General features: G+C 40.8%; 20 protein-coding genes, 2 tRNA genes and 1 riboswitch. Of the genes, 14 read left to right on the forward strand and 8 right to left on the reverse strand.

Annotation, left to right across the window (positions count from 1 at the left end):
* From ACN0T8_RS13830 to ACN0T8_RS13840, 3 genes are all read left to right on the forward strand, one after another.
* Window positions 1–1,794, forward strand: coding sequence for a bifunctional molybdopterin-guanine dinucleotide biosynthesis adaptor protein MobB/molybdopterin molybdotransferase MoeA (locus ACN0T8_RS13830; protein WP_417881215.1), 1,794 nt, complete (start codon window positions 1–3; stop codon window positions 1,792–1,794).
* A 223-nt stretch (window positions 1,795–2,017) separates the two neighbouring features.
* Window positions 2,018–2,094: transfer RNA gene (locus ACN0T8_RS13835), tRNA-Val, on the forward strand.
* Between the two features lie 29 nt (window positions 2,095–2,123).
* A tRNA-Val gene (locus ACN0T8_RS13840) sits at window positions 2,124–2,200 on the forward strand.
* Between the two features lie 90 nt (window positions 2,201–2,290).
* Here ACN0T8_RS13840 and ACN0T8_RS13845 read toward each other — a convergent pair.
* On the reverse strand, window positions 2,291–3,199 hold the full coding sequence (locus tag ACN0T8_RS13845) for a LysR family transcriptional regulator (protein WP_417881216.1): 909 nt from the start codon (window positions 3,197–3,199) through the stop codon (window positions 2,291–2,293).
* A 131-nt stretch (window positions 3,200–3,330) separates the two neighbouring features.
* On the opposite strand from ACN0T8_RS13845, the gene ACN0T8_RS13850 reads away from it, so the two are divergent.
* Complete coding sequence (locus tag ACN0T8_RS13850) at window positions 3,331–4,590, forward strand: adenylosuccinate synthase (RefSeq protein ID WP_417881217.1); 1,260 nt, start codon at window positions 3,331–3,333, stop codon at window positions 4,588–4,590.
* A gap of 75 nt (window positions 4,591–4,665) precedes the next feature.
* Here ACN0T8_RS13850 and ACN0T8_RS13855 read toward each other — a convergent pair whose 3' ends face one another.
* Complete coding sequence (locus ACN0T8_RS13855) at window positions 4,666–6,195, reverse strand: diguanylate cyclase domain-containing protein (protein WP_417881218.1); 1,530 nt, start codon at window positions 6,193–6,195, stop codon at window positions 4,666–4,668.
* A gap of 562 nt (window positions 6,196–6,757) precedes the next feature.
* Here ACN0T8_RS13855 and ACN0T8_RS13860 point away from each other — a divergent pair.
* Together ACN0T8_RS13860 and ACN0T8_RS13865 are read left to right on the forward strand one after the other, a co-directional pair.
* Window positions 6,758–8,062, forward strand: a complete 1,305-nt coding sequence (locus ACN0T8_RS13860) for a dicarboxylate/amino acid:cation symporter (RefSeq protein ID WP_417881219.1) — start codon at window positions 6,758–6,760, stop codon at window positions 8,060–8,062.
* A 148-nt stretch (window positions 8,063–8,210) separates the two neighbouring features.
* Window positions 8,211–9,113: a DMT family transporter gene (locus ACN0T8_RS13865; protein ID WP_417881220.1), complete on the forward strand. Its 903-nt coding sequence runs from the start codon at window positions 8,211–8,213 to the stop codon at window positions 9,111–9,113.
* A gap of 96 nt (window positions 9,114–9,209) precedes the next feature.
* On the opposite strand, the gene thiD is transcribed toward ACN0T8_RS13865, so the two are convergent.
* Window positions 9,210–10,058: a bifunctional hydroxymethylpyrimidine kinase/phosphomethylpyrimidine kinase gene (gene thiD / locus ACN0T8_RS13870; protein WP_417881221.1), complete on the reverse strand. Its 849-nt coding sequence runs from the start codon at window positions 10,056–10,058 to the stop codon at window positions 9,210–9,212.
* A gap of 60 nt (window positions 10,059–10,118) precedes the next feature.
* Window positions 10,119–10,217, reverse strand: a riboswitch (TPP riboswitch).
* Window positions 10,218–10,427: 210 nt separating this feature from the next.
* On the opposite strand from thiD, the gene ACN0T8_RS13875 reads away from it, so the two are divergent.
* On the forward strand, window positions 10,428–11,216 hold the full coding sequence (locus ACN0T8_RS13875; RefSeq protein WP_417881236.1) for a sterol desaturase family protein: 789 nt from the start codon (window positions 10,428–10,430) through the stop codon (window positions 11,214–11,216).
* Window positions 11,217–11,262: 46 nt separating this feature from the next.
* On the opposite strand, the gene ACN0T8_RS13880 is transcribed toward ACN0T8_RS13875, so the two are convergent.
* Window positions 11,263–12,204: a zinc transporter ZntB gene (locus tag ACN0T8_RS13880; RefSeq protein WP_417881222.1), complete on the reverse strand. Its 942-nt coding sequence runs from the start codon at window positions 12,202–12,204 to the stop codon at window positions 11,263–11,265.
* Between the two features lie 139 nt (window positions 12,205–12,343).
* On the opposite strand from ACN0T8_RS13880, the gene ACN0T8_RS13885 reads away from it, so the two are divergent.
* Window positions 12,344–13,084, forward strand: coding sequence for a DUF502 domain-containing protein (locus ACN0T8_RS13885; RefSeq protein WP_417881223.1), 741 nt, complete (start codon window positions 12,344–12,346; stop codon window positions 13,082–13,084).
* Between the two features lie 65 nt (window positions 13,085–13,149).
* Here ACN0T8_RS13885 and ACN0T8_RS13890 read toward each other — a convergent pair whose 3' ends face one another.
* Window positions 13,150–13,761, reverse strand: a complete 612-nt coding sequence (locus ACN0T8_RS13890) for a glutathione S-transferase family protein (protein WP_417881224.1) — start codon at window positions 13,759–13,761, stop codon at window positions 13,150–13,152.
* Between the two features lie 138 nt (window positions 13,762–13,899).
* On the opposite strand from ACN0T8_RS13890, the gene ACN0T8_RS13895 reads away from it, so the two are divergent.
* Window positions 13,900–14,490: a TetR/AcrR family transcriptional regulator gene (locus ACN0T8_RS13895; protein ID WP_417881225.1), complete on the forward strand. Its 591-nt coding sequence runs from the start codon at window positions 13,900–13,902 to the stop codon at window positions 14,488–14,490.
* A 67-nt stretch (window positions 14,491–14,557) separates the two neighbouring features.
* On the opposite strand, the gene ACN0T8_RS13900 is transcribed toward ACN0T8_RS13895, so the two are convergent.
* Window positions 14,558–15,079, reverse strand: coding sequence for a DUF2058 domain-containing protein (locus tag ACN0T8_RS13900; RefSeq protein ID WP_237294165.1), 522 nt, complete (start codon window positions 15,077–15,079; stop codon window positions 14,558–14,560).
* 205 nt (window positions 15,080–15,284) lie between these two features.
* Between ACN0T8_RS13900 and ACN0T8_RS13905 the strand changes: the two genes are divergently transcribed.
* The 3 genes from ACN0T8_RS13905 to dbpA all read left to right on the forward strand — a co-directional run bounded on the left by ACN0T8_RS13905 (window position 15,285) and on the right by dbpA (window position 17,706).
* Entirely contained in the window at window positions 15,285–15,863 is a 579-nt protein-coding gene (locus ACN0T8_RS13905) for a DUF1415 domain-containing protein (RefSeq protein ID WP_417881226.1), read from the forward strand.
* A gap of 82 nt (window positions 15,864–15,945) precedes the next feature.
* Complete coding sequence (locus tag ACN0T8_RS13910; protein WP_027695450.1) at window positions 15,946–16,173, forward strand: glutaredoxin family protein; 228 nt, start codon at window positions 15,946–15,948, stop codon at window positions 16,171–16,173.
* Window positions 16,174–16,290: 117 nt separating this feature from the next.
* A complete protein-coding gene (gene dbpA / locus ACN0T8_RS13915) occupies window positions 16,291–17,706 on the forward strand; it encodes an ATP-dependent RNA helicase DbpA (RefSeq protein ID WP_417881227.1) in 1,416 nt (471 codons plus the stop codon).
* Window positions 17,707–17,985: 279 nt separating this feature from the next.
* Here the strand turns inward: dbpA and ACN0T8_RS13920 are convergent, their stop codons facing one another.
* Both ACN0T8_RS13920 and ACN0T8_RS13925 read right to left on the reverse strand, forming a co-directional pair.
* The gene (locus ACN0T8_RS13920) at window positions 17,986–18,510 is read right to left on the reverse strand and encodes a lipocalin family protein (RefSeq protein WP_417881237.1); all 525 of its coding nucleotides are present in this window, start codon (window positions 18,508–18,510) and stop codon (window positions 17,986–17,988) included.
* A gap of 79 nt (window positions 18,511–18,589) precedes the next feature.
* On the reverse strand, window positions 18,590–18,922 hold the full coding sequence (locus ACN0T8_RS13925; protein ID WP_417881228.1) for an SMR family transporter: 333 nt from the start codon (window positions 18,920–18,922) through the stop codon (window positions 18,590–18,592).
* 387 nt (window positions 18,923–19,309) lie between these two features.
* Here ACN0T8_RS13925 and ACN0T8_RS13930 point away from each other — a divergent pair, with 387 nt between their 5' ends.
* Window positions 19,310–20,569, forward strand: a complete 1,260-nt coding sequence (locus tag ACN0T8_RS13930; RefSeq protein ID WP_417881229.1) for a D-amino acid dehydrogenase — start codon at window positions 19,310–19,312, stop codon at window positions 20,567–20,569.
* Window positions 20,562–21,653, forward strand: coding sequence for an alanine racemase (gene alr / locus ACN0T8_RS13935; RefSeq protein ID WP_417881230.1), 1,092 nt, complete (start codon window positions 20,562–20,564; stop codon window positions 21,651–21,653). Before ACN0T8_RS13930 ends, alr begins: the two co-directional genes overlap by 8 nt.
* Window positions 21,654–21,675: the final 22 nt, after the last annotated feature.

The raw sequence follows: 21,675 nt of genomic DNA on the forward strand, positions 1-21,675 counted from the left end.
ATGACTTCATTTCCGATTCCAGTGCTTGGCTTTGCGGCATACAGCGGCACAGGCAAAACTACCCTACTTGAAGCCTTGCTACCTAAGCTCACTGCAAAAGGTTTACGAATTGGTGTATTCAAACATGCTCACCATGATTTTGATATTGACCAACCGGGAAAAGACAGCCATAGATTAAGAAAAGCTGGCGCAACACAAATGTTGATTGCTTCACGTAACCGCCATGCCTTAATGACAGAGACACCAGAAAAAGAAGCCAATTTTTTCAAATTACTTGAACAGTTTGATCTCGAAAGTCTCGATTTTATCCTAGTCGAAGGCTGTAAAAATCTATCTTTCCCTAAAATAGAGCTACACCGGGAAGTCGTCGGTAAACCTTGGCTACATCCTCATGATGACAACATTTTTGCTATCGCTTCCGATAGTGTTGAGATTCAAACTTCCCTACCACATGTTGATATCAACGATCTCGATGCGATTTGTGAATTAGTAGAAAACTTTGTACTCGATAACAACCTAACCAAACCTTCAACTGCCGCTTCTTGCGATACATTATCCCCTGCTTTTTTGTCGGTTGAACAAGGTTTAGATAAGATTTTAAGTATCCTAAAGCAACCTAAAACCACAGAACAACAGTCTCTATTCAAAGCTCGTTTAAATGTAATAGGCGAAGATATAATTTCACCAATTAATGTCCCGGCTTATTGCAACTCGGCGATGGATGGTTACGCGCTACGTGGACAGGATATTCTCGATGGCATGACTTCTTTTGACGTTGTTACTGAGATTTTAGCTGGAAGTGGCTACGCCAATAAAATTCAAACTGGCCAAGCCGCCAAGATCATGACAGGTGCACCAATGCCACAAGGTGCTGATACAGTGATCATGCGTGAGCAAAGTCAGTTAAGCGAAAACAGTACACCAAAAATTGTAAAATTTACCGTCGATAATAATGAATTTAAAGTCGGTCAAAATGTACGTCAAGCCGGTGAAGATCTTGCTCAAAATAGCGTTGTCTTTAACCAAGGCACACGTATTACTTCTCCAGAACTTGGCATGTTAGCGTCTTTAGGGATTAATCATATTCCTGTCTACCCTCAACTAAAAGTCGCGGTATTTTCAACTGGCGATGAAGTGCAAGCGCCGGGAGAGACATTAAACGATCACTGCATTTATGATTCGAACCGCTTTACCGTTATAGCGCAACTTGAACGACTAGGTTGTGATGTGATTGATTTAGGCATCATTGAAGATAACGAATCTGCGCTAGAATCCACCTTACTCGAAGCCTCTATACAAGCCGATGCGATCATTTCATCCGGTGGGGTTTCAGTTGGGGATGCCGACTTTATCAAAACCGTACTCGATAAAATCGGTCAGATTAATTTCTGGCGAATCAATATGCGCCCAGGCCGCCCTTTAGCTTTTGGTCAGATAAATGAGACGCCATTTTTTGGCCTACCGGGCAATCCAGTTGCGGTTATGGTGTCATTTTTAGCCTTTGTTGAGCCAGCTCTTCGCCTTATGCAAGGTGAGCAAAATTGGCAGCCTATGAAGTTAAAAGCAGAGACCGAAAGCAAAGTATTTTCACGCTTAGGTAGAACCGAATTTACCCGTGGAATTTACCATTTAGATGACTTCGGGCAACTAAAAGTGCGCACCACCGGTAAACAAGGCTCTGGCATTTTACGTTCAATGAGTGAAGCTAATTGCATCATTGAAATCTCACCACATGTAGAGTTTGCTAAAGAAGGTGAAATGGTCACTATTTTGCCTTTAGAGGGACGTTTATAAGCTCAATATAGACCTAATAATTCCTCAAGAGTCAGAACTCTATTACTGTCTCTTGAGGTTATCTTTAATACGATATGATTAAAAAAACGACACTCAGCCCATAAAGTCGTCAAACAGTCACAAAGCATTGATTTTCTGCTTGCAACCACCACATTGCATGGTTAATATCTCCTGCGTTCAAGACTGAATCAAACATGATTCCAGTAAGAATATTTTGAAATGTGCGTCCGTAGCTCAGTTGGTTAGAGTACCGCCTTGACATGGCGGGGGTCGGTGATTCGAGTTCACTCGGACGCACCATCTCAAAGTGTTTTCACACTGATATATTTGGGTCCGTAGCTCAGTTGGTTAGAGTACTACCTTGACATGGTAGGGGTCGGCGATTCGAGTTCGCCCGGACCCACCAAATATAAACAAAGCCTGCTCATTATAAGCAGGCTTTGTTGTTTCTAGCATAACTACATCCCTTACTATCCACTCTATTTCGACCTTTTGTTCATTCATCATTATGAGCGCGGATAATTTCATCACTTACCCACTGTAATAGTTGCTTAATCGCTTTCGACAAAACCTGATTCTGACGTACTACATACCCTAAACTAGTGGTTGGGAAATCAGGCAACGGTGTCACGATAGATTTAAGATTCGTTTTTGATGACACAGAAAACGCTGGCACAATCGCCACTCCAAAACCCGCTTCTGCCCAATCAATTTGAGCATCAACACTCCCTACTTCCATTATTCGGTAATTTGAAAGCTTTAATGTAGGTAGAGCTTCGTCAATCAAATCTCGTGTTCGGGTATCATGGCCTAAAAGAATGAGGGTCGGCTCATTATCAACTACATTTGACGATTCTGCTTTAGATAATTGAGCCTTCTGCTGCCACTGTTGAAGGTTATGCCCTAGTGCACACCATTCTATCTGCTGCAATTCAGTAAAATGTAATGGTTGACTTTGCTTTTGAGCAATCACAAACCCAAGATCTGCTTCGGCATTCTTAACCAATTCTGAAGCTTGTGATGAAGTGGTGTTTAACAAAGTAAAATCAATTCCTGGATATTCTGTTTTAAACAATTGAAATGGCTCAATCAACAATAATCGCGAAATAATATCACTGGCAGCAATGGTCAAGGTTCCGCGATGTAAATCATTAATCGCATTTAGATCCGCTTGACAGATTTGTAACTCTAATAAGGTACGTTGACTACTGTCGAGTAACCGTTGCCCTGCTTGGGTTAAATGAAATGGGTTGCGATCGATTAGCTTAACATTTGTGGCTTGTTCTAATTGCTTTAAATGCAAACTGACATTCGGCTGAGTCATATGCAATGCTGTTGCAGCCTTACCAAAGTGCTTATATTCTGCCAAAGTAACAAAAGTTTTTAACCAATTAATGTCTAACATAATCTCATCCCGTTTTTGCCACTTCAGTTAATACTATATGAATTTCTTATCAAGACAATAATTATAATTAATTTCTCTTATTTAGTCGGTGGGCATAGCATGATTCCTTAACCAATTAGGAGAACATTATTATGCCGTCTATTGTTGTTGTGGGTGCAAACTGGGGTGATGAAGGTAAAGGCCGCATCGTTGATTTTTTAGCAGATGAAGCCGCTGCCAGCATTCGTTTTCAAGGTGGAAATAATGCCGGTCATACCGTGGTAAACGATCATGGCACCTTTAAGTTACACCAGCTACCAAGCGGTATATTTAATCCTAGTTGTATTGCGGTATTAGGTCCTGGCATGGTGATTAGTCCTGCTGCGCTAAGTGAAGAAATTTCTGAAGTTAAAGCAGCAGGCGTAGAAGTGAAACTGTGTATTTCAGATCGTGCGACCTTATGTTTACCTTTACACGCATTGGAAGACACCTTAGAAGAACAGCGCTTAGGTGATGCGGCTTATGGTTCCACTCGCCAAGGTATTGCGCCAGCTTATGGCGACCGCGTAATGAAAAAAGGCATTCTAGTTGGATGGTTGAATCAACCTGAAGTTTTGCAAGAGCGCATTCAATTCATGTTGGATTGGAAAATGCCACAACTTAAAGCGCTTTATCCTAGTTGTGACTTTTCTCAAACCGCCAGTGAAATGACTGAATGGTTACTTGAGGTTACTGCGTCATGGCGTCCATTTATTTGCAACGTCACCGAACCGCTTAAAGCGCTACAAGCTAAAGATGCCAACCTATTGTTTGAAGCACAACTTGGTGCAGGCCGTGATTTAGTTTATGGAGAATACCCATACACGACTTCATCAAATGTTACCGCAGCTTATGCTGGTATTGGTAGTGGCTTGCCTGCACTGCGTCCTGAGCGTGTTATTGCAGTGGCTAAATCATTCAGCTCATCGGTAGGTACTGGTACTCTGGTAACGGCAATGGAAGAGCAAGATAATTTCCGCGAAAGTGCCAATGAATATGGCGCAGTCACCGGTCGTCCACGTGATATGGGTTACTTTGATGCCGTCGCCACACGCAACGGTGTTGAACTGCAAGCGGCGACTGAGATAGCCCTAACCAAGATTGATTGTCTATCAGGCATGCAGGATCTTAAAATCTGTGTCGCCTACGCCGGTGACTACTCTGAAAATCCGATCTGGCCGCAAACGGCTGCATTAAGCCCTGTGTATGAAAATATGCAAGGTTGGAATGAGGACATCACAGGTTGTCGCAGCTTTGCTGACTTACCAAAAGCCGCACAAGATTATGTTATTCGAATTGAAGAACTGATGGGTGTACCAGTGAGTATGGTTTCCGTTGGTCCAGAGCGAAATCAAATGATAATCCGTGGTTAACCTACAAATTCACCTTCTAACGCAAACGCCAAGAACTTGGCGTTTGCGTCATTTTCATAAATAATTATTTTATCTCTAAGTTTCATCCACAAATAAATAATTGCTTTTTCCTGAATGCTTAACTTTGTACATAGCTTGATCGGCCTGTATAACCAGTTCTTTCGAATCATGGCTACTATCTGGATACAGAGAAATACCGATACTTGCCGTAACCGTTAATAAATTGTTATTCACATCCACTGGCTCAGCTATTGTATCAATCATTCTTTGAGCAACCATTGAAATAACTTCCTGGTTAACCGCATCTCTAATTAAGATTAAAAATTCATCCCCACCAATTCTCGATACTATGTCTTTATCTCGTACGCAGTCACTTAAACGAGTTGATATTACCTTTAATAGTTCATCTCCAGCATCATGACCAAAAGAATCATTAACCGCCTTAAACCCATCAAGATCGATAAATAACACCGCAACTATACCACCGCTTTGTTTAGAATATTTGATGGCATCATTCAAGCATTCCATAACCTTGGTTCGGGTTGGTAGCCCGGTCAGAGCATCGTGATTGGCTATATAATGGATACGTTGTTTCGCTTTTTTAATATCAGTAATATCTTCCTTAACAGCAACATAATGAGTCACGTTGCCGGTTGCTTTTACCATTGGAGCAATTGAAACCAGCTCCCAGAATTGCTCACCATTTTTCTTTTTACTGTATAACTGTCCACGCCAGGTTTGCCCACCTTCTAAACATTGTAAAACTTCAGGAATATCAGAGACCCAAACCTCTTTAGAATGTAGAAGATCAATACTCTCGCCGACAAGCTCTTCTTTGTTATAGCCGGTTTTTTTTAGTAATTCAGGGTTAACATATTCAATAATCCATTCACTATTAACAATCATTATCGAAGAAGCCGACTTCTCGACTGCTAATAAGTAAGATTGAAGTCTAGATTCCAAGATAAAATACGTTTGCAAAACCAGAGTAATAGCAAGGCCACTAATAATAAAAATACTACTCAGATACAATAATGTTTCCGCTGTACCCCCTTCTAGTGGCGCTTTACCATTAGGCGCGAGCATTTCCATTACGCCACGCATAATATGAAAAAATGCAAACAATCCGAAGAGAATGGCAATTGGGTAGCTAGATTTTCTTCTGATCTTGTTCTGATCAGTTAATAATGTAATTACAATAGCAACTGAAATCATTCCAACAAAAAAGGAATATAATATAGTTCGAATTGTTAAGTTCGGGTCAATATAAAAGAAGTAATAAAATAAAGATGCCGTTAAACATGTGATAGCAACATCATAAAATATAAAGGATTTTCTCTCAGTAAAAATACGTAATCCATGAAAAATTAGCTGCATACCTAACACAATAATCGTATTAACCACGACCACTGAAAAAAAAATGTCAATATATCCACGTAAAACTGATGATATACACCCGACGCCAATCAACAGTATACCCAAAGCCCAATGTCCAACTCCGGTGGATTTAGGTCTTAGCCACCATAAAATCGTTAACACAATAGCAGCGCCAATTGTGATCAAACTGACAGCAACAAGTAGGGTTCTATTATCTAAAAGTGTCATAGTGATCCCATATACAAGAAGGTTAAGCTGGATATTTTAAGGGCGCTATCTTACCTGCTTTCAATCATTTCAAAAACAAATTAATTTCAACTCACCCATTAGAATGAATAATGTGTCCTTTGTTTAATCTACAACGTAACACTTTGAAAAATAAAACTTTAATCATTCCATTATAATAGAGGGAGTATATTATTTTTTACATCTTCCGTAATAATCCTCCACTTATTTCTCATATATCTAAATATATTTAGTTATAAAACCTCTCAATCAATCAGTAAAAACCCTTTAATTTAAAATAGTTTAACGCTATATAATATCCATATATAAGTTGTAAAGGCTGCAATGAAAGCTAGTAATAGTATTAATTATTAAAATATCGTCTTTTATTAGAATATTGAACAGCTAGCATATTTACTTTACATATACAAAAACAACACTAAGTGTGATCATTGTCACGCAACAAGATCGTTTTTTGTTACATTTTAGGAGGATCTTTACAAAGTTCTGCTAATCTCCGATTCACTTTGCAAGTTGTACAAAGTATTCATATGGAGATCAGTTCATGACGAACGACAACAACAAAACAAAACGCTCACTTACGAGCAAAATTCTATTCGGCATGTTTGCCGGTATTCTATGTGGATTTTTAATTCGCACATTCCTATCTGGCAATGAATTCATTGATGCATATATCGTCAATGGTCTATTCGATGTCGGTGGGAAAATCTTTATTGCTAGCTTAAAAATGCTAGTTATTCCTCTTGTCTTTGTTTCTCTAGTTTGTGGTACGAGTTCATTAAAAGACATCACTACTCTAGGTCGCCTAGGTGGTAAGACTCTTGCTTTTTATATTACGACAACCGCAGTGGCAATTACGCTAGCATTAATAATGGGTATCTTCTTCCAACCAGGCTCTGGTGCTGATCTAACCTCAGCGGCATCCTTTAGTACTGCAGAAGCACCATCATTAGGTCAAGTGATTGTTAACATGTTCCCGAGTAACCCAATGGCGGCAATGTCTCAAGGTAATACTCTACAAGTTATCGTATTTGCTGTGTTATTCGGTATTGCGATTAGCCTTGCTGGTGAAGCCGGCCAACGCGTAAGTAACTTCTTCAACGACGTTAATGCCGTCATCATGAAGCTAGTCACTATTTTGATGGAAGTTGCCCCTTACGGTATTTTCTTCTTAATGGGAAAACTGTTTACAGGACTTGGTTTAGAAGCGATAGGTAACCTAGCCGCTTACTTCTTAGTTCTAGTTGGTGCTTTACTTATTCACGCATTTGTTACTTATAGCGTGCTGCTGAAAGTGCTTTCTGGTCTAAACCCAGTTGTATTTTGGAAGAAGATGAAAGATGCAATTATGTTTGCATTCTCAACCGCCTCTTCTAATGCAACGATTCCAGTGACCATGGAAACGGCAACACATCGTTTAGGCGTAAGCAATAAAATCGCTTCGTTCACGGTCCCTCTTGGTGCGACCATCAATATGGATGGTACTGCGATCATGCAAGGTGTAGCGACCGCCTTTATTGCACAAGCATTTAATGTGGATTTAACCCTTGGTGATTATGTCACTGTTATCTTAACGGCAACGTTAGCTTCAGTGGGTACAGCAGGTGTTCCGGGTGTTGGTCTGATCATGCTAGCAATGGTTCTAAATCAAGTTGGTCTACCACTAGAAGGTATTGCACTTATCATGGGTGTTGACCGCTTACTTGACATGATCCGTACTGCAGTTAACATTACTGGTGATAGTGTTGTAACTTGTATCGTTGCTAAATCTGAAAATGAAATGAACGTTGATACGTTCAACGATCCTAAAGCTGGTGAAATTGAGCTAGGTTTACGAACTAAAGCTTAATCTTTCATCTGATTAATAACCCTTAACCGTTATCATGTAGATAAACTCGGTTAAGGGTTTTTTCATTTTAAAGTTCCACATTACCAACAGATTCGCGTATCGAGTGATGCTAATCTGATCACTTGCCCTCTATCACGGTATGTTCTTAATGACTCAAGAATCAAAAGCAACCATCATTTTAATTTTGACCACCATATTTGCCGGACTCGGTTGGATCTTTTCCAAGCAAGCGATTATGGGTCTTCCTCCCTTTGCTTTCATTGGAACTCGATTTGTCTGTGCCTCTATATTTTTACTGCCTTTTTGTTATAAGCAACTTATCGCTTTAACACGAGCACAATTAATCAATGCTACCAGTGTCGGAATATTAATGTCCTGCGCATTGCTTACGTGGGTAACCGCTATTTCTGTTACTGATACCTTGGCAGAAGGTGCCTTCATTTCAAGCCTTGCCATGTTATTTGCACCACTTGTGGGCTGGGCTCTTTTTAAACAAAAACCCATCCGCATGTTTTGGATTTCTTTGCCATTCGCGGTGTTAGGATTAGGCTTTTTATCTTTGTCTAACGGTTATCAACATTCCCCTAGCCAAATTTGGTTTTTAATATCTGCTGTCTTATTGGCCTTTCACTTCAATTTTAATGCTAAATACGCCCAAAGCGTTCCAAGTTTGGCGTTAGCTTGTATTCAACTTTTTGTAGTCGGCACAGTGGGAACCATCGCTTCACTTTTACTAGAGCAATGGCCAGATCAAATCACCAATGAAACATGGATGTGGGTAGTATTAAGTACCGTTCTCGCCACCAGCTTACGTTATGTAATGCAAACCATGGGACAAAAACTCACCACATCAGGCAATGCAGCCATCATTATGATTTTAGAACCAGTATGGGCGAGTTCATTAAGTGTGGTGTTTTATGGTGATGATATGCCAGTAGGAAAAGTGATTGGTTGCGCGCTGATTCTATGGTCGCTATTCGTTTACCGCGGTGGCGCTAAATTATTAGAAAGACGACAACAAACGCTGCCGCCTGAATCCAATAAAGAATAGTGACTGTATCTAGGGTCTGTTGATCTTTCGTGGCTAAATTTTGTTCGAGATAAAAGCGTTTTAGGCGAGGCAAGTCGATTGTAACCTAGTCTTTAATTATTTAATCGCTTGGGCATAAAAATGGTGGACGGGACCTGCTCCTTTCCCCACATTAAGCTCATCTGCATGAGTCAATGCATTCGATAAATACTGCTTCGCATGCCCAATCGCTTCTGTTAGGTCAAAGCCTTGCGCTAAATAGGAAGCAATCGCAGAAGAAAGTGTACACCCTGTTCCGTGAGTATTTTTTGTCGCAATGCGCTGATGCGTGTAGACCGCGGTTTGATTTCGTTGAATAAGCCAATCTCGGCTTTCCTCACCTTTCAAGTGCCCACCTTTTAATAAAATATCGACCTTATGCAATTCTGAGTGAGCTTTTAACTTCTCTATAAAACCTTCAATTTCACTCTCTGATTTTGGTTCAGGCTCCCCAATCAATAACCCAGCTTCAGGCAAATTTGGGGTGATTAAGTCTACTAACGGAATGAGCTTTTTTTTCAGCGTTTGAATTGCAACTGGTTGGATTAATGGGTCTCCACTAGTGGCTACCATGACGGGATCTAACACTACATTCATTAAGTTATAGTGCGTTAGTTTTTCAGCGATTACTTCAATCACATCACTATCATTAAGCATACCGATCTTTACCGCAGAGACATTAATATCTGAAAAAATAGAATCTAATTGCTGACCAATAAATTTAGCTGAAACCGGAAAGATGGCATCTACGCCTTGAGTATTTTGCGCAGTGAGTGCGGTAATAGCGGAACAAGCAAAACTACCCGTTGCAGAAATTGCTTTAATATCAGCTTGAATACCTGCTCCACCACCAGAGTCAGATCCTGCGATAGTCAATACATTAGAAATACGCGAAGTGTTTGGCGATGGGAAAGTTGATTGAGGCATATATTACTTCCTTTTAGCGCACAGAAGTAATACACATGTAGAGATGAAATTAGAATGCTCGACACGTTGGTATTAGTTCCCTACGCTGATGTTAATCAGATCAGGTTCAACGGGTCTCACTTAAGTGATCTCAGCCTACTGGCTCCCCGACTAATATGCTTAGAGCATGGCGGTTTATCGTTTAAACTATCCATACACTAAAGATTGGCTTCAATGTAGAGTTAACTCATCAAATTGTAAAGCTATTCACTCAAAACTAGTGATCTTGTTCTTATATGAAATTTTACTTACATAGATACTGTCTAATGATACATAGCTAACATATTAATCACTGTAACCCCACGAGACCAAACCATGTCGGAACTATTGATGTCACAACAATCACTGATTCGTATTAGCGTATTTACTCTAGTGTTGGTGACCATGGCGGTTTGGGAAATCAAACGGCCGAAAAAATACCTCAGCCAACCTAAGCTCTACCGTTGGGCCAATAACTTAGGTTTGGTGTTTTTTAATAGCTTTCTACTACCTTTCACTCTGCCATTTCTCGCAGTCGGTTTTGCCTACCTAATGCAGAACAACCACGTAGGCTTGTTTCATTGGCTCAATATTCCTGCATGGTTAAACCTAGTATGCGGGTTGCTCTTGTTAGATATGGTGATTTATTGGCAGCATCGTCTATTTCATAAGATCCCGCTGCTTTGGCGTTTACATCGTGTCCATCATGCCGATCAAGATATCGATGTCACTACCGGCTCACGCTTTCATTTCATCGAGATTTGGCTTTCAATGCTGATTAAACTCGCGACGATTGCCGCACTTGGGATTTCGCCTCTAGCTGTATTTATATTCGAAGTACTACTGAACGCCAGTGCGATGTTCAACCACAGCAATATCGCCTTATCTCATCGCATTGATGATCGATTAAGAAAGTGGATTGTCACACCAGATATGCACCGTGTTCACCATTCTATTCATCGCAATGAAACCGATAGCAACTACGGGTTTTGTTTATCCGTTTGGGATCGTTGGTTTGATAGTTATATTATCCAACCGAAAGATGGCCATGAAAAAATGACAATTGGGATTAACCTATTCCGCTCAGCTAAGGAGCAGTCACTACTCAAAATGTTGTCACAACCGTTTAGAAATAAATAACGCAGGCGACTGAACCTGCGTTAATGACTCGCTGAAGGTTTGGAAACTAAAAGAACTTCAGCCAGCGCAACAAGATAAATTCCAATACAAACGTCACACCTAGCCCTGCGCAAAAAATAAAGAATGACAATGGATTATCAACACCGGGGATCCCACCAACATTGATGCCTAATAAACCGGTTAAGAAACTGACCGGTAGAAATATCGCAGCAATCACAGTAAACAAGTAGGTATTACGGTTCATCTTCTCGGCTTGTTCTTGCTCGATGTCCGCTTTGATCAACTGAATCTGTTCAATATAAAAATCAATCGATTCATTAATTCGAATCACGGTATCCAATGCGTTACGCATTTTCAGTTCGACCTCTTCCATTTCTGGGTGGCCAACTTCTAAGAAATCATCGTGGGCGTAACGTTGAGGTTTCATAAAGCGACGAAGCTTTAATAGACGTTTATGAATAACATGTAGGTCACTGTTTGTACCGTCACCTTCTTCAATTTCAAATAACTGCTCTTCTACCTCATTCAAGAAACCGGCGATGTTTTGATTTAAACCTTCGATAATCGATAATAATAAACGAGCGGTACTTTTCGGCCCTTTTTGTTCACCTAGTGCATTGCGAATACTGGTAATAGCTTTAGAAGATATTTTACGGGTTGAGATTAACGTGCCTTTATGCCAAAGAATGCGCACACTCAGCATGTCATCTGGCATTGCGCCTTCATTTAAATTCACACCACGCATGATAAGTAGAAACGATTGATCGTCGAAAAGCTCAAAGCGTGGGCGCGTGTCATCAGCAAGCAGGCTATCTACCACACCCGATTCAAACTCATTGTCTAGCAACCATTCACGTAATGCTCCGGCTTCACGCTGACAATGATACCAATGGTTCTCTTGCAGCATATCTATCGGCTCTTTAGGTTCAACCAATTGCGCTGGCTGGGTAGAAAAATCCCACTGTTCAATCAAAAAGCTATGTGACATATTGCCTGCTCTCACTTTTCTATTTATTTCATGTTATTAACGCAGAGGTTACATTAGGCTGCAAGAACTAGATATGCTTAATGCTGGTTAGGTGTGAAATTATCACAACCCATAGAGTAAACGTGTAAGAGATTTATTAATGAAGAAACTGATTATTCGCAAAATAAAAATAGGCATGTTGTTTGTGATCCCTTTAGTGATCGCCAGCTGGGTCGTTAACGCAGTGGTTCGCTTTATGGATAAAACTGCTGGCTACTTTTTACCAGAACAACTGCATGAAAAGTTAAGTGACATTTGGGGATTTGGACTGTTTGCTGCTTTAATTTTGATGTTTATTTTCGGCATTATTTTTGATGGTAATTTACAGCAGCGTTTTTACACTTGGTTATCAGAAAAAACTATTAACCGTATTCCTGGCTTCGGCATCATTCATAACTCTACCAAGCAAATTATGGAAGCGTTAACCTCAGAAGAATCGCCTTTCAAAAAGCCTGCGTTCAGCCGCTCTTGGTCTGGTCCCAATTCAAAAGAAATCGTATTTGATCTTGGTCCAACCTGGATGATCCCAAATCAAAGTGGTGAGATGTTTTTAGGCCCAGATGGCAAATTCTACCCAGTGCCAGAAGAAGGGTACCGTGTGGTATTCGTACCTCAAGCGATTAACTTGTCGAATGGTTATGTGCGGTTTGAAAAAGAAGAAGATTTGATTTACGTACCTCACCTTGCCGTTGAGCAATTAACCGCAACATTGGTTTCATGTGGCTTAACCTTGCCGAAAAAGCCCGATAATGCACTAGGGAAAGTTTTAAAAAATGAACAAGAAATGCAACAAGCATTAAAGGAATGGAAAGAGAAGCAAGCTCAGAGTCCAGTGAAGTGAGTTAATCATAAAAGCAATAGTGCACGCCTTTAACTTAGACGTGCACTATTTAATCAATAAACTGCTTATTGAAATGCAGGACGCTCCGATACCTTACTGTACCAAGCTTTAATATTCGGATAGCTATCAAGCACTTTGATCTCCAACGCTTTCTCGCACACAAAACCAACGAAAAGAAACCCTGTGATATCCACAATGCTAAAACGCTCACCCGCAATATATGGATTCTTAGCTAACTGCATATCTAATTTAGGTAGAAACTCTTCTACGCGTAACTTTGCCTCATTACCCCAGGCTTCAATGCAACGTTCACGGTCACCATAAACACCAGATAAATTACGGAAGGCTTGAAAGCCCATATGTAAGCCATCAAGTTCTACAATACGCTGCCACATTTCCACCAAGCCCTTTTCAGCCGGAGTGGTGCCAAACAATGAGGTATCATTTTGATGTTCAGCAAAAAAACGACAAATTGCGATGGTTTCACTGATACAAGTACCGTCATCAAGCTCCAACATTGGCACTTTGCCATTGACACTTTTTTCTTGATATTCCGGCGTTAAATTCTCTCCTTCACGAACATTAAGTTGAACACGGTCAACCTCTACTCCTAATTCCTTCAAGAAGATCCCAACACGACGTGAGCTTGGATTGGCAGCAAATTCATATATTTTCATTATTAACTTCCTTTTCTGAACGTTCGTTTAGTTATAACTTAGCGAATAACTAAACGAACAGTCAACAATTTCTTTAACGTCGATTAGATTCTTGTTACATTTATGACTATCTTAGGCAATAAATAGGCGAGTCGCTTCGTGGCAAGAAGAAGTAATTTTAATAAAGACGAGAAATTAATAGAGGCTATGCAACTATTTTGGCAGCAAGGTTACGCCAATACCTCTATATCGGATCTTGTCGAACACCTAGCCATCAATCGTTTTAGTCTCTATAACACTTTTGGTGATAAGCACGCTTTATATATCAATGCCCTTAACTACTACTTTGAAAACATTTCAAAGCCTGCCGCTAAACCACTTTTTGACTCTAATGCTAACTTAGAAACCTTAACGGATTTTTTACTGAAATTTTCCAATCTTCAAAAAAGCCAACAATTCGGGTGCTTCATTCAAAATGCCCTTCTTGAGCACGCTAATCGAGATCAAGATGTTCAACTGACAGGAAGGTGTTTATTTACTCATTTAAGTGACGGGGTCACAAGCTGCTTGAACCATGCTAAAGCACAAGGACAATTGAGTGAAAGTATGGATATATCGAGTTTGACCGATTTAATCCTCACTCAAATACAAGGCATGCGGGTATTAGGAAAAGCCAAGCAATATGATCGCTTAGATAATGCAACCAATATGCTGATTCGTATTCTAAACGCAAACAAAAAAGGCAGATAAAACAGAGCGATTATTGCTCTATCTCATCTACCTTTTATTTCATCATTTGGTTAGATTTTATAGTGAATTACCACATCAAATCATCAGGAACCACGAAGTCTGCGTATGGATCATCTTCATCTTGCTCTTCTTGAGTCAGGACATTATTCAATACAATGCTTTCTTCATCACGTTGGAAGATTTTGTCTGCCACACTTGCCGGAATAATCGCGTAACCCTCTAGGTAACGAGCAATCGCTAAACGACCTTTGGTTAATTGATCTTGTGTTGGCTTATCAACATAAAGCTTTTTCACTAATGAGCCGTCGGTAAAGTTATAACCGATATCACCGTCGGATATTTCAATACGGTTCATTTCGATCAATTGCTTCACTTGTGCTTTCAATTCTTTGGTTAATTGCTGTTTTTTCTGCTCAGCATTTAACGCTTTGTCACGCTCAAGTTGCGCTTTTTTATTCGCTTCAACCGCTTCTCTAGCTTCACGAGCCTGAACGCGAGATTTTTTCGATGACTTCTTCGCTTTCTCTAATTTTTTATTACTTACCAAGCCTGCTTTAAGCATTTGCTCTTGTAGTGTCAATTTTGCCATGATGCTCTCTTTACGACGTAATCTTTGCGGTGATTATACCTTTAAAAAGATCCAATTTGCGAGACAGTTATATGTTAGAATCCGCCCTCATTTCTAATCTTATACCAATCAAAATAAGTTAATGGTCTGAATTAGCTTTTTAACAAGCTAACGTGAACAGTTGCTTATTACGATTGGTATGCTAATAACTGGTGTGAAAATTCCAATGTCATCTCCCTCTTCGTCTCTTCCTAGCCATCAAGAAATTGAATCACAAGTTGAACAGTGGTTACTTGATGTGGTGATCGGTTTGAACTTATGCCCTTTTGCAGCCAAGCCGCAACGCAATAAGCAAATTAAGATCATAGTTTCGAAAGCCGAAGTTGAAGAAGCATTATTGGAAGATGTTTTTCAAGAATTCACCACGCTCGTTAATACGCCAGTTTCCGAGCTAGAAACCACATTAGTTGTCATTCCTCACATGCTACAAGATTTTGACGACTATAATTTCTTCTTAGATTGGATCGACGCACTGATTAAGCAAGAACAATGGGAAGGCACATTCCAGGTGGCCACCTTCCACCCTAATTATTGTTTCGCGGGTGCCGCTCCTGATGATGCTGAAAACTTAACTAACCGCGCTCCCTATCCTGTACTTCACCTTATTCGTGAAGAAAGCATGGAAAAAGCGGTAAAACATTATCCAAACCCAGAAGCGATTCCAGATACCAATATCGCTCGAGTAGAAGGCTTAACGGAAGAAGAAAGGCAGCAGCTTTTCCCTTATCTATTTAAAGCCAAGTAGCCTTTTTGGTTACAAGTAGCATTCTCGGTTATATAAGCCGATAACGACACAAATTTAATAACAGTATAAAAAGATAATCACTATGAAACGAGTAGTCTTATATGTGGGTGACAAATGCCCACACTGTAAAGCCGCTAAAATGTATTTAGATTCAAAAGGCATTAAGTACCGTTTGTGTAATGCCAAGATGCAACGCGGACGTAAAGAACTTGAAGCGATGGGCGCACGTGGCGTACCCGTTTTGAAGATCGGCGACCGCATGATGGCAGGATGGAACGCCGCCAACTTCGACAAAATTTATAACAGCTAAACCCTATCCCTCGAAAACTGAAGCCGTCACTTCAACGACCATTGCTTCATATACTAGGGTAAACAATTTTATAGAGTAAGCCGAAGATGCGCTTGCTCTTCCTTTAAGGAAACCATTTTGACTACAGATTCTCCTACAAACAAAGCACCTGCAAATACTGCTTTTTCTAGCCTTGCATTAGATCCTGCACTCATCGAAAACTTAACCTCACTAGGTTATGAATCCATGACGCCGATTCAAGCCGATAGCCTACCATTGATGATTGCCGGCAAAGATGTGATTGGCCAAGGTAAAACAGGCTCAGGTAAAACTGCGGCATTTGGCTTAGGCTTATTAGCCAACTTGAACGTGAAGCGTTTTCGTGTGCAATCTTTAGTGCTTTGCCCAACTCGTGAACTGGCAGACCAAGTGGCAAAAGAAATCCGCAAACTGGCTCGCAGCATTCACAACATTAAAGTACTCACACTTTGTGGCGGCATGCCATTTGGCCCGCAGATTGGTTCATTAGAACACGGCGCGCACATTTTAGTGGGTACGCCGGGTCGTATTCTTGATCACCTAGATAAAGGCCGTATTGATTTATCAGAACTGAATACCCTAGTACTTGATGAAGCCGACCGCATGCTAGACATGGGCTTTCAAGACGCACTAGATGCCATCATTGAACAAGCGCCAAGCGAGCGTCAAACTTTGCTATTTAGCGCCACTTTCCCACCGGAAATTAAAAAGATCGCTAACCGCATTATGCGTCACCCTGAGCTTATAAAGGTAGAAAGCCAACACACCAACTCAAGCATTTCTCAGTTCTTTTATAAAACCAATTCATTTGAAGACCGTTTGAAAGCGACTCAGATTTTATTGTTACAACACAAACCTGAGTCATCCGTGATCTTCTGTAACACTAAGCGTGAAACGCAAGAAGTGGCGGATGAGTTGCACTACAAAGGTTTTGATGTTATTGCCCTACACGGTGATTTAGAACAACGCGATCGTGACCAAGCCCTACTACGTTTTGCGAACAAGAGTGCGTCTATTCTGGTTGCGACCGATGTAGCTGCGCGTGGTCTTGATGTTGAAAACCTAGATGCGGTCATCAACTTCCAACTAGCACGTGATGCTGAAGTTCACGTACACCGTATTGGTCGTACTGGTCGCGCCGGTAGTAAAGGCATGGCGTTTAGCTTATTTGCTGAAAAAGAAATGTTTAAAGTCGCTCAAATTGATGAGTACATGGACATTGAGATTTCACCATCGACCCTACCTTCAGACAGCGTGCTAACTGACACTCCATTTGAATCTAAAATGGCGACCATTCAAATTGATGGCGGCAAAAAACAGAAAGTCCGTGCTGGTGACATTCTAGGCGCACTCACTGGCGGCGATAACGGCGTAGACGGCAAACGCGTTGGTAAGATCCACTTATTCGATATGCGCGCTTATGTTGCGGTTGAAAAAGGCATCGCTAAACAAGCCTTGAAAAAGATTTCAAACGGCAAAATGAAAGGAAAAACTTTCCGCGCTCGTATTATCTAGTAGCTGCTAGCTCTAAAATGATAAAGCCTTGCCCTGGAGAGATTTGGGGCAAGGTTTTTTGTTGGGGTTGATAAACTTAAGTCTGCGGTATGTGTAAGTGATTCGAAGTAACGCTAACCGACTATCTTACTAACCTACCAACTTACGAACCCACCAATGAATCACGCTTAGAGGCTTGGGCTTTACCACATGTAACTACACACTTTAGGAGATCCTGAACTGCGCTCCTACGTCGCTTTTCAGGATGACTGGACGTTTGTTTATTGGGAGTCGGGTTTTCTAATTTGAATCACGGTTCTGCTCTACAAAAATCAATTCACTCACATCAAAGCCTTTCTGTTGGCTCATTTGAATGAATTGTTGTTTAACGGAATCATCGATGGTTGGGGTTCGGGATAGTAGCCAAAGGTAATCGTGATCAGGGCCGGAAATAAAGGCGTATTGGCCAGCGGGATCGAGGTAGAAGATCACGTATGAGCCGTAGAAAGGGCCAAAGAACGAGACTTTTAAGTAGCCTTCATTGGGCGCATTAACAAAATACGCTTTGCCTTCCGCTTGTTGCCACTCGCCCTCTGCGGCTGAGTAACCACGGTTAATCACTTTAACGCCGCCGTCTTCTTTTAATGAGTACTCAGCGGTAACTTGTGTTAAACCGCGTTCAAAGGAGTGATCGAGACGAGCGATTTCATACCATGTGCCTAGATATTGGTTTAGATCAAACTCTTGAATGGGAGTCACGGATTTCGGCATGCCTAAGCAGCCAGTCAGGAGTAGCGCAGTGAAAAACGGGAGTACTCTAGAAATGCATTTGGATAATGTCATACAACATCCTTGTTTTAGATTCATCCATGACTCTACGAAGTTGGCTTAGGAAAAGATCAAATTAATGCCCACCAACTTTAGAAAAAACATTAATTACCAGTACACCTAATAATATAAGCCCCATACCAAGCATAGCGGCTAGATCGAGTTTCTGACCATAAATAATCCAACCAACGGCAGCGATTAGTACAATCCCAAGTCCAGCCCATATCGCGTAAGCAATACCAACTGGTATCGTTTTTAGTGTTAACGATAGAAAATAAAAAGCCGCGACATAACCGACTGCCACAATAAGAGAAGGAATTAATCGAGTGAAACCTTCACTGGATTTCATCGCCGAAGTAGCAATCACTTCAGAGACAATTGCGACACCTAAAAACAACCATTGCTTCATAAAATAGCCCTTAGCCAATGCTTGATTCAATAACAATCTAAATCATTAAATAAAAAAGAATTTTAACTCATAAACATCAGCAACTACAATCAGAAGCCTCTTGGGGCTAGTGAACTTTATAGATGAATTTTGTTCCAGATAAAAATACCTATAAAAACAGTGCCCACCCAAGCGATTAACCCAAGTTCACTTTTAGTTTCTTATTCTTGCATAAAAATCAGATCTAAATCTCACTTTAATACCTTGTAATATTAAATAATTTTTATGCTACAAATTCATAACATTTACAAAATAAAAAACTGGAAGTTTGAAAACTTCAAAGCACCATTCTCCTAATTTTGCAATAAACTTGGATTTATTCATTGTTGTTTTTACTTAAGGAAGATCATGAAAGTAGCAATTTTAGGTGGTGGTGTACTTGGTGTCACAACAGCTTGGTATTTGGCGAAATCCGGCCATGAAGTGACGGTAATTGATAGACAAAACCATGTTGCAGAAGAAACGAGCCACGGTAATGCTGGTATGATATCTCCAGGTTACAGTTCCCCGTGGGCAGCGCCGGGTGTACCTTTCAAAGCGATTGGTTGGATGATGCAAGATCTATCACCATTTATGATTAACATGAAAGAGCTTGATGGTTACACCCTTTCATGGATGTGTAAAATGCTGGCTAACTGCAACACTAAAAGCTACCAAACCAACAAAGCTCGCATGCTACGTGTCGCTGAATATAGTCGCGATTGCTTTGTTGATCTTCGTAAAGAGCTCAACCTTAACTACGATGGACGCCAAAAAGGCACATTACAATTGTTCCGTAAGCAAAAACAAGTTGATGCGCTGCAAAAAGATATCGCGGTTCTTGAGCAATTGGGGATTCCTCATCAAGCTTTAGATATACAAGGTTGCATCGAACATGAACCTGCTCTTGCGAATGTAAAAGATAAGTTTGTCGGTGGCCTACGTCTACCTGGTGATGAAACCGGCGATTGTTATAAGTTTACCACCGAGCTTGCTAAACAATGTGAAGCGATTGGTGTGACGTTTATGCTCAATACCAATATTGAACACTTAGTAGAATCGAACGGTAAAATCGTTAGTGTCAAAACCGATAAAGGTGTCGTTAAGGCCGATACGTTTGTCTGTGCACTAGGGAGTTACTCGCCTAAATTAATGAAGCCGTTGGGTATCGATTTACCTATTTATCCAATCAAAGGTTATTCACTTACCTTACCGATAGAAGATGAATCACGCGCGCCTCAATCGACCATTATGGATGAGACGTATAAAGTGGCGGTCACACGTTTTGAAGATCGCATTCGAGTAGGCGGAACCGCAGAAATTGCATCGTTTAACTTAGAGCGCCCATTGAAGCGCCGAGCCAGTATAGATTTTGTGATTCAAGATATGTTCCCTGGTGCAGCAGATGTCGCCAAAGCGGAATTTTGGTGTGGTTTACGTCCAATGACACCTGACAGCACCCCCATACTCGGTGGCACTAAGTACTCCAATTTATATATAAACACTGGCCACGGTACTTTAGGTTGGACAATGTCACTCGGCTCTGCCAAATTCGTTGCAGATATTATCAACAACAAACAGCCGGATATTGATCCTGAAGGCTTATCTATCGAGCGCTACTATGACTAGACCAACCAAAGCAAGTATTGATCTTGCTGCATTTCAACATAACTACCGCGTGGCAAAAGCGCAATCGCCTAACTCACAAGCCGTGGCGATCATTAAAGCCGATGCTTATGGTCATGGCGCTGTGAAATTGGCCCACGCTCTACAAGAAGCCGATGCCTTTGGTGTTGCCTGTATTGAAGAAGCAATAGAGTTACGAGAATCGGGCATCAAACAACCTATTCTTTTGTTAGAAGGTTTTTTTGAAGAATCTGAACTTGAGCTTATCCAACAATATAACTTCTGGACAGCGGTGCATAACCAAGCACAAATTGAAGCGATTGAACGCCAACCTCAATCTTCTCAATTTACGATTTGGCTAAAATTCGATAGCGGCATGCATCGTTTAGGATTCTCATCACAAGACTACCCTGCGGCTTTTGAGGAATTAAACGCGTTACCGCAAGTCGAAAGTATCGTTCACATGACTCACTTTGCTTGTGCCGATGAACTCGATAAATCGATGACACAAAGCCAGTTAGAGCTTTGTATATCAACTCTAGAAAAATTAGATTCTAAAACGAGCAGTTTTGCCAATAGCGCGGCGACGTTAGCTCACCCTTCAACTCATAGCGAGCAATTTAAGGGTTACACGCGTCCGGGTATTTTACTGTATGGTGCAGACCCACTTTCACACCCAAATTCCGCTTCAGAACAACTGATTCCAGTGATGACGCTAACCTCAAAAGTCATCGCAATACGTGAAGTTAAAATGAACGAATCCGTTGGTTATGGTGAAAGGTATCGATGTGAACGTAATATGAAGATAGGTACTGTAGCTATTGGTTATGCTGATGGTTATCCAAGGCATGCGAAAGATGGTACGCCAGTGATGGTCAATGGCGTTCGTACACAAGTTGTAGGACGTGTTTCAATGGATATGTTGACGGTAGACTTAACGGATATTCCAAATGCTGAAATCGGCTCTACCGTCGAGTTATGGGGGAAGAACGTAAAGGCTGCTGACGTTGCAAATTATTGCGATACGATTCCCTACACCTTGTTTACCGGTATTACTCGTCGAGTACATAAAGAATATATCGACTAGACTGATACCCATCGTACTTGAA

Source organism: Vibrio sp., from assembly GCF_048266485.1.
GTDB lineage: Bacteria > Pseudomonadota > Gammaproteobacteria > Enterobacterales > Vibrionaceae > Vibrio.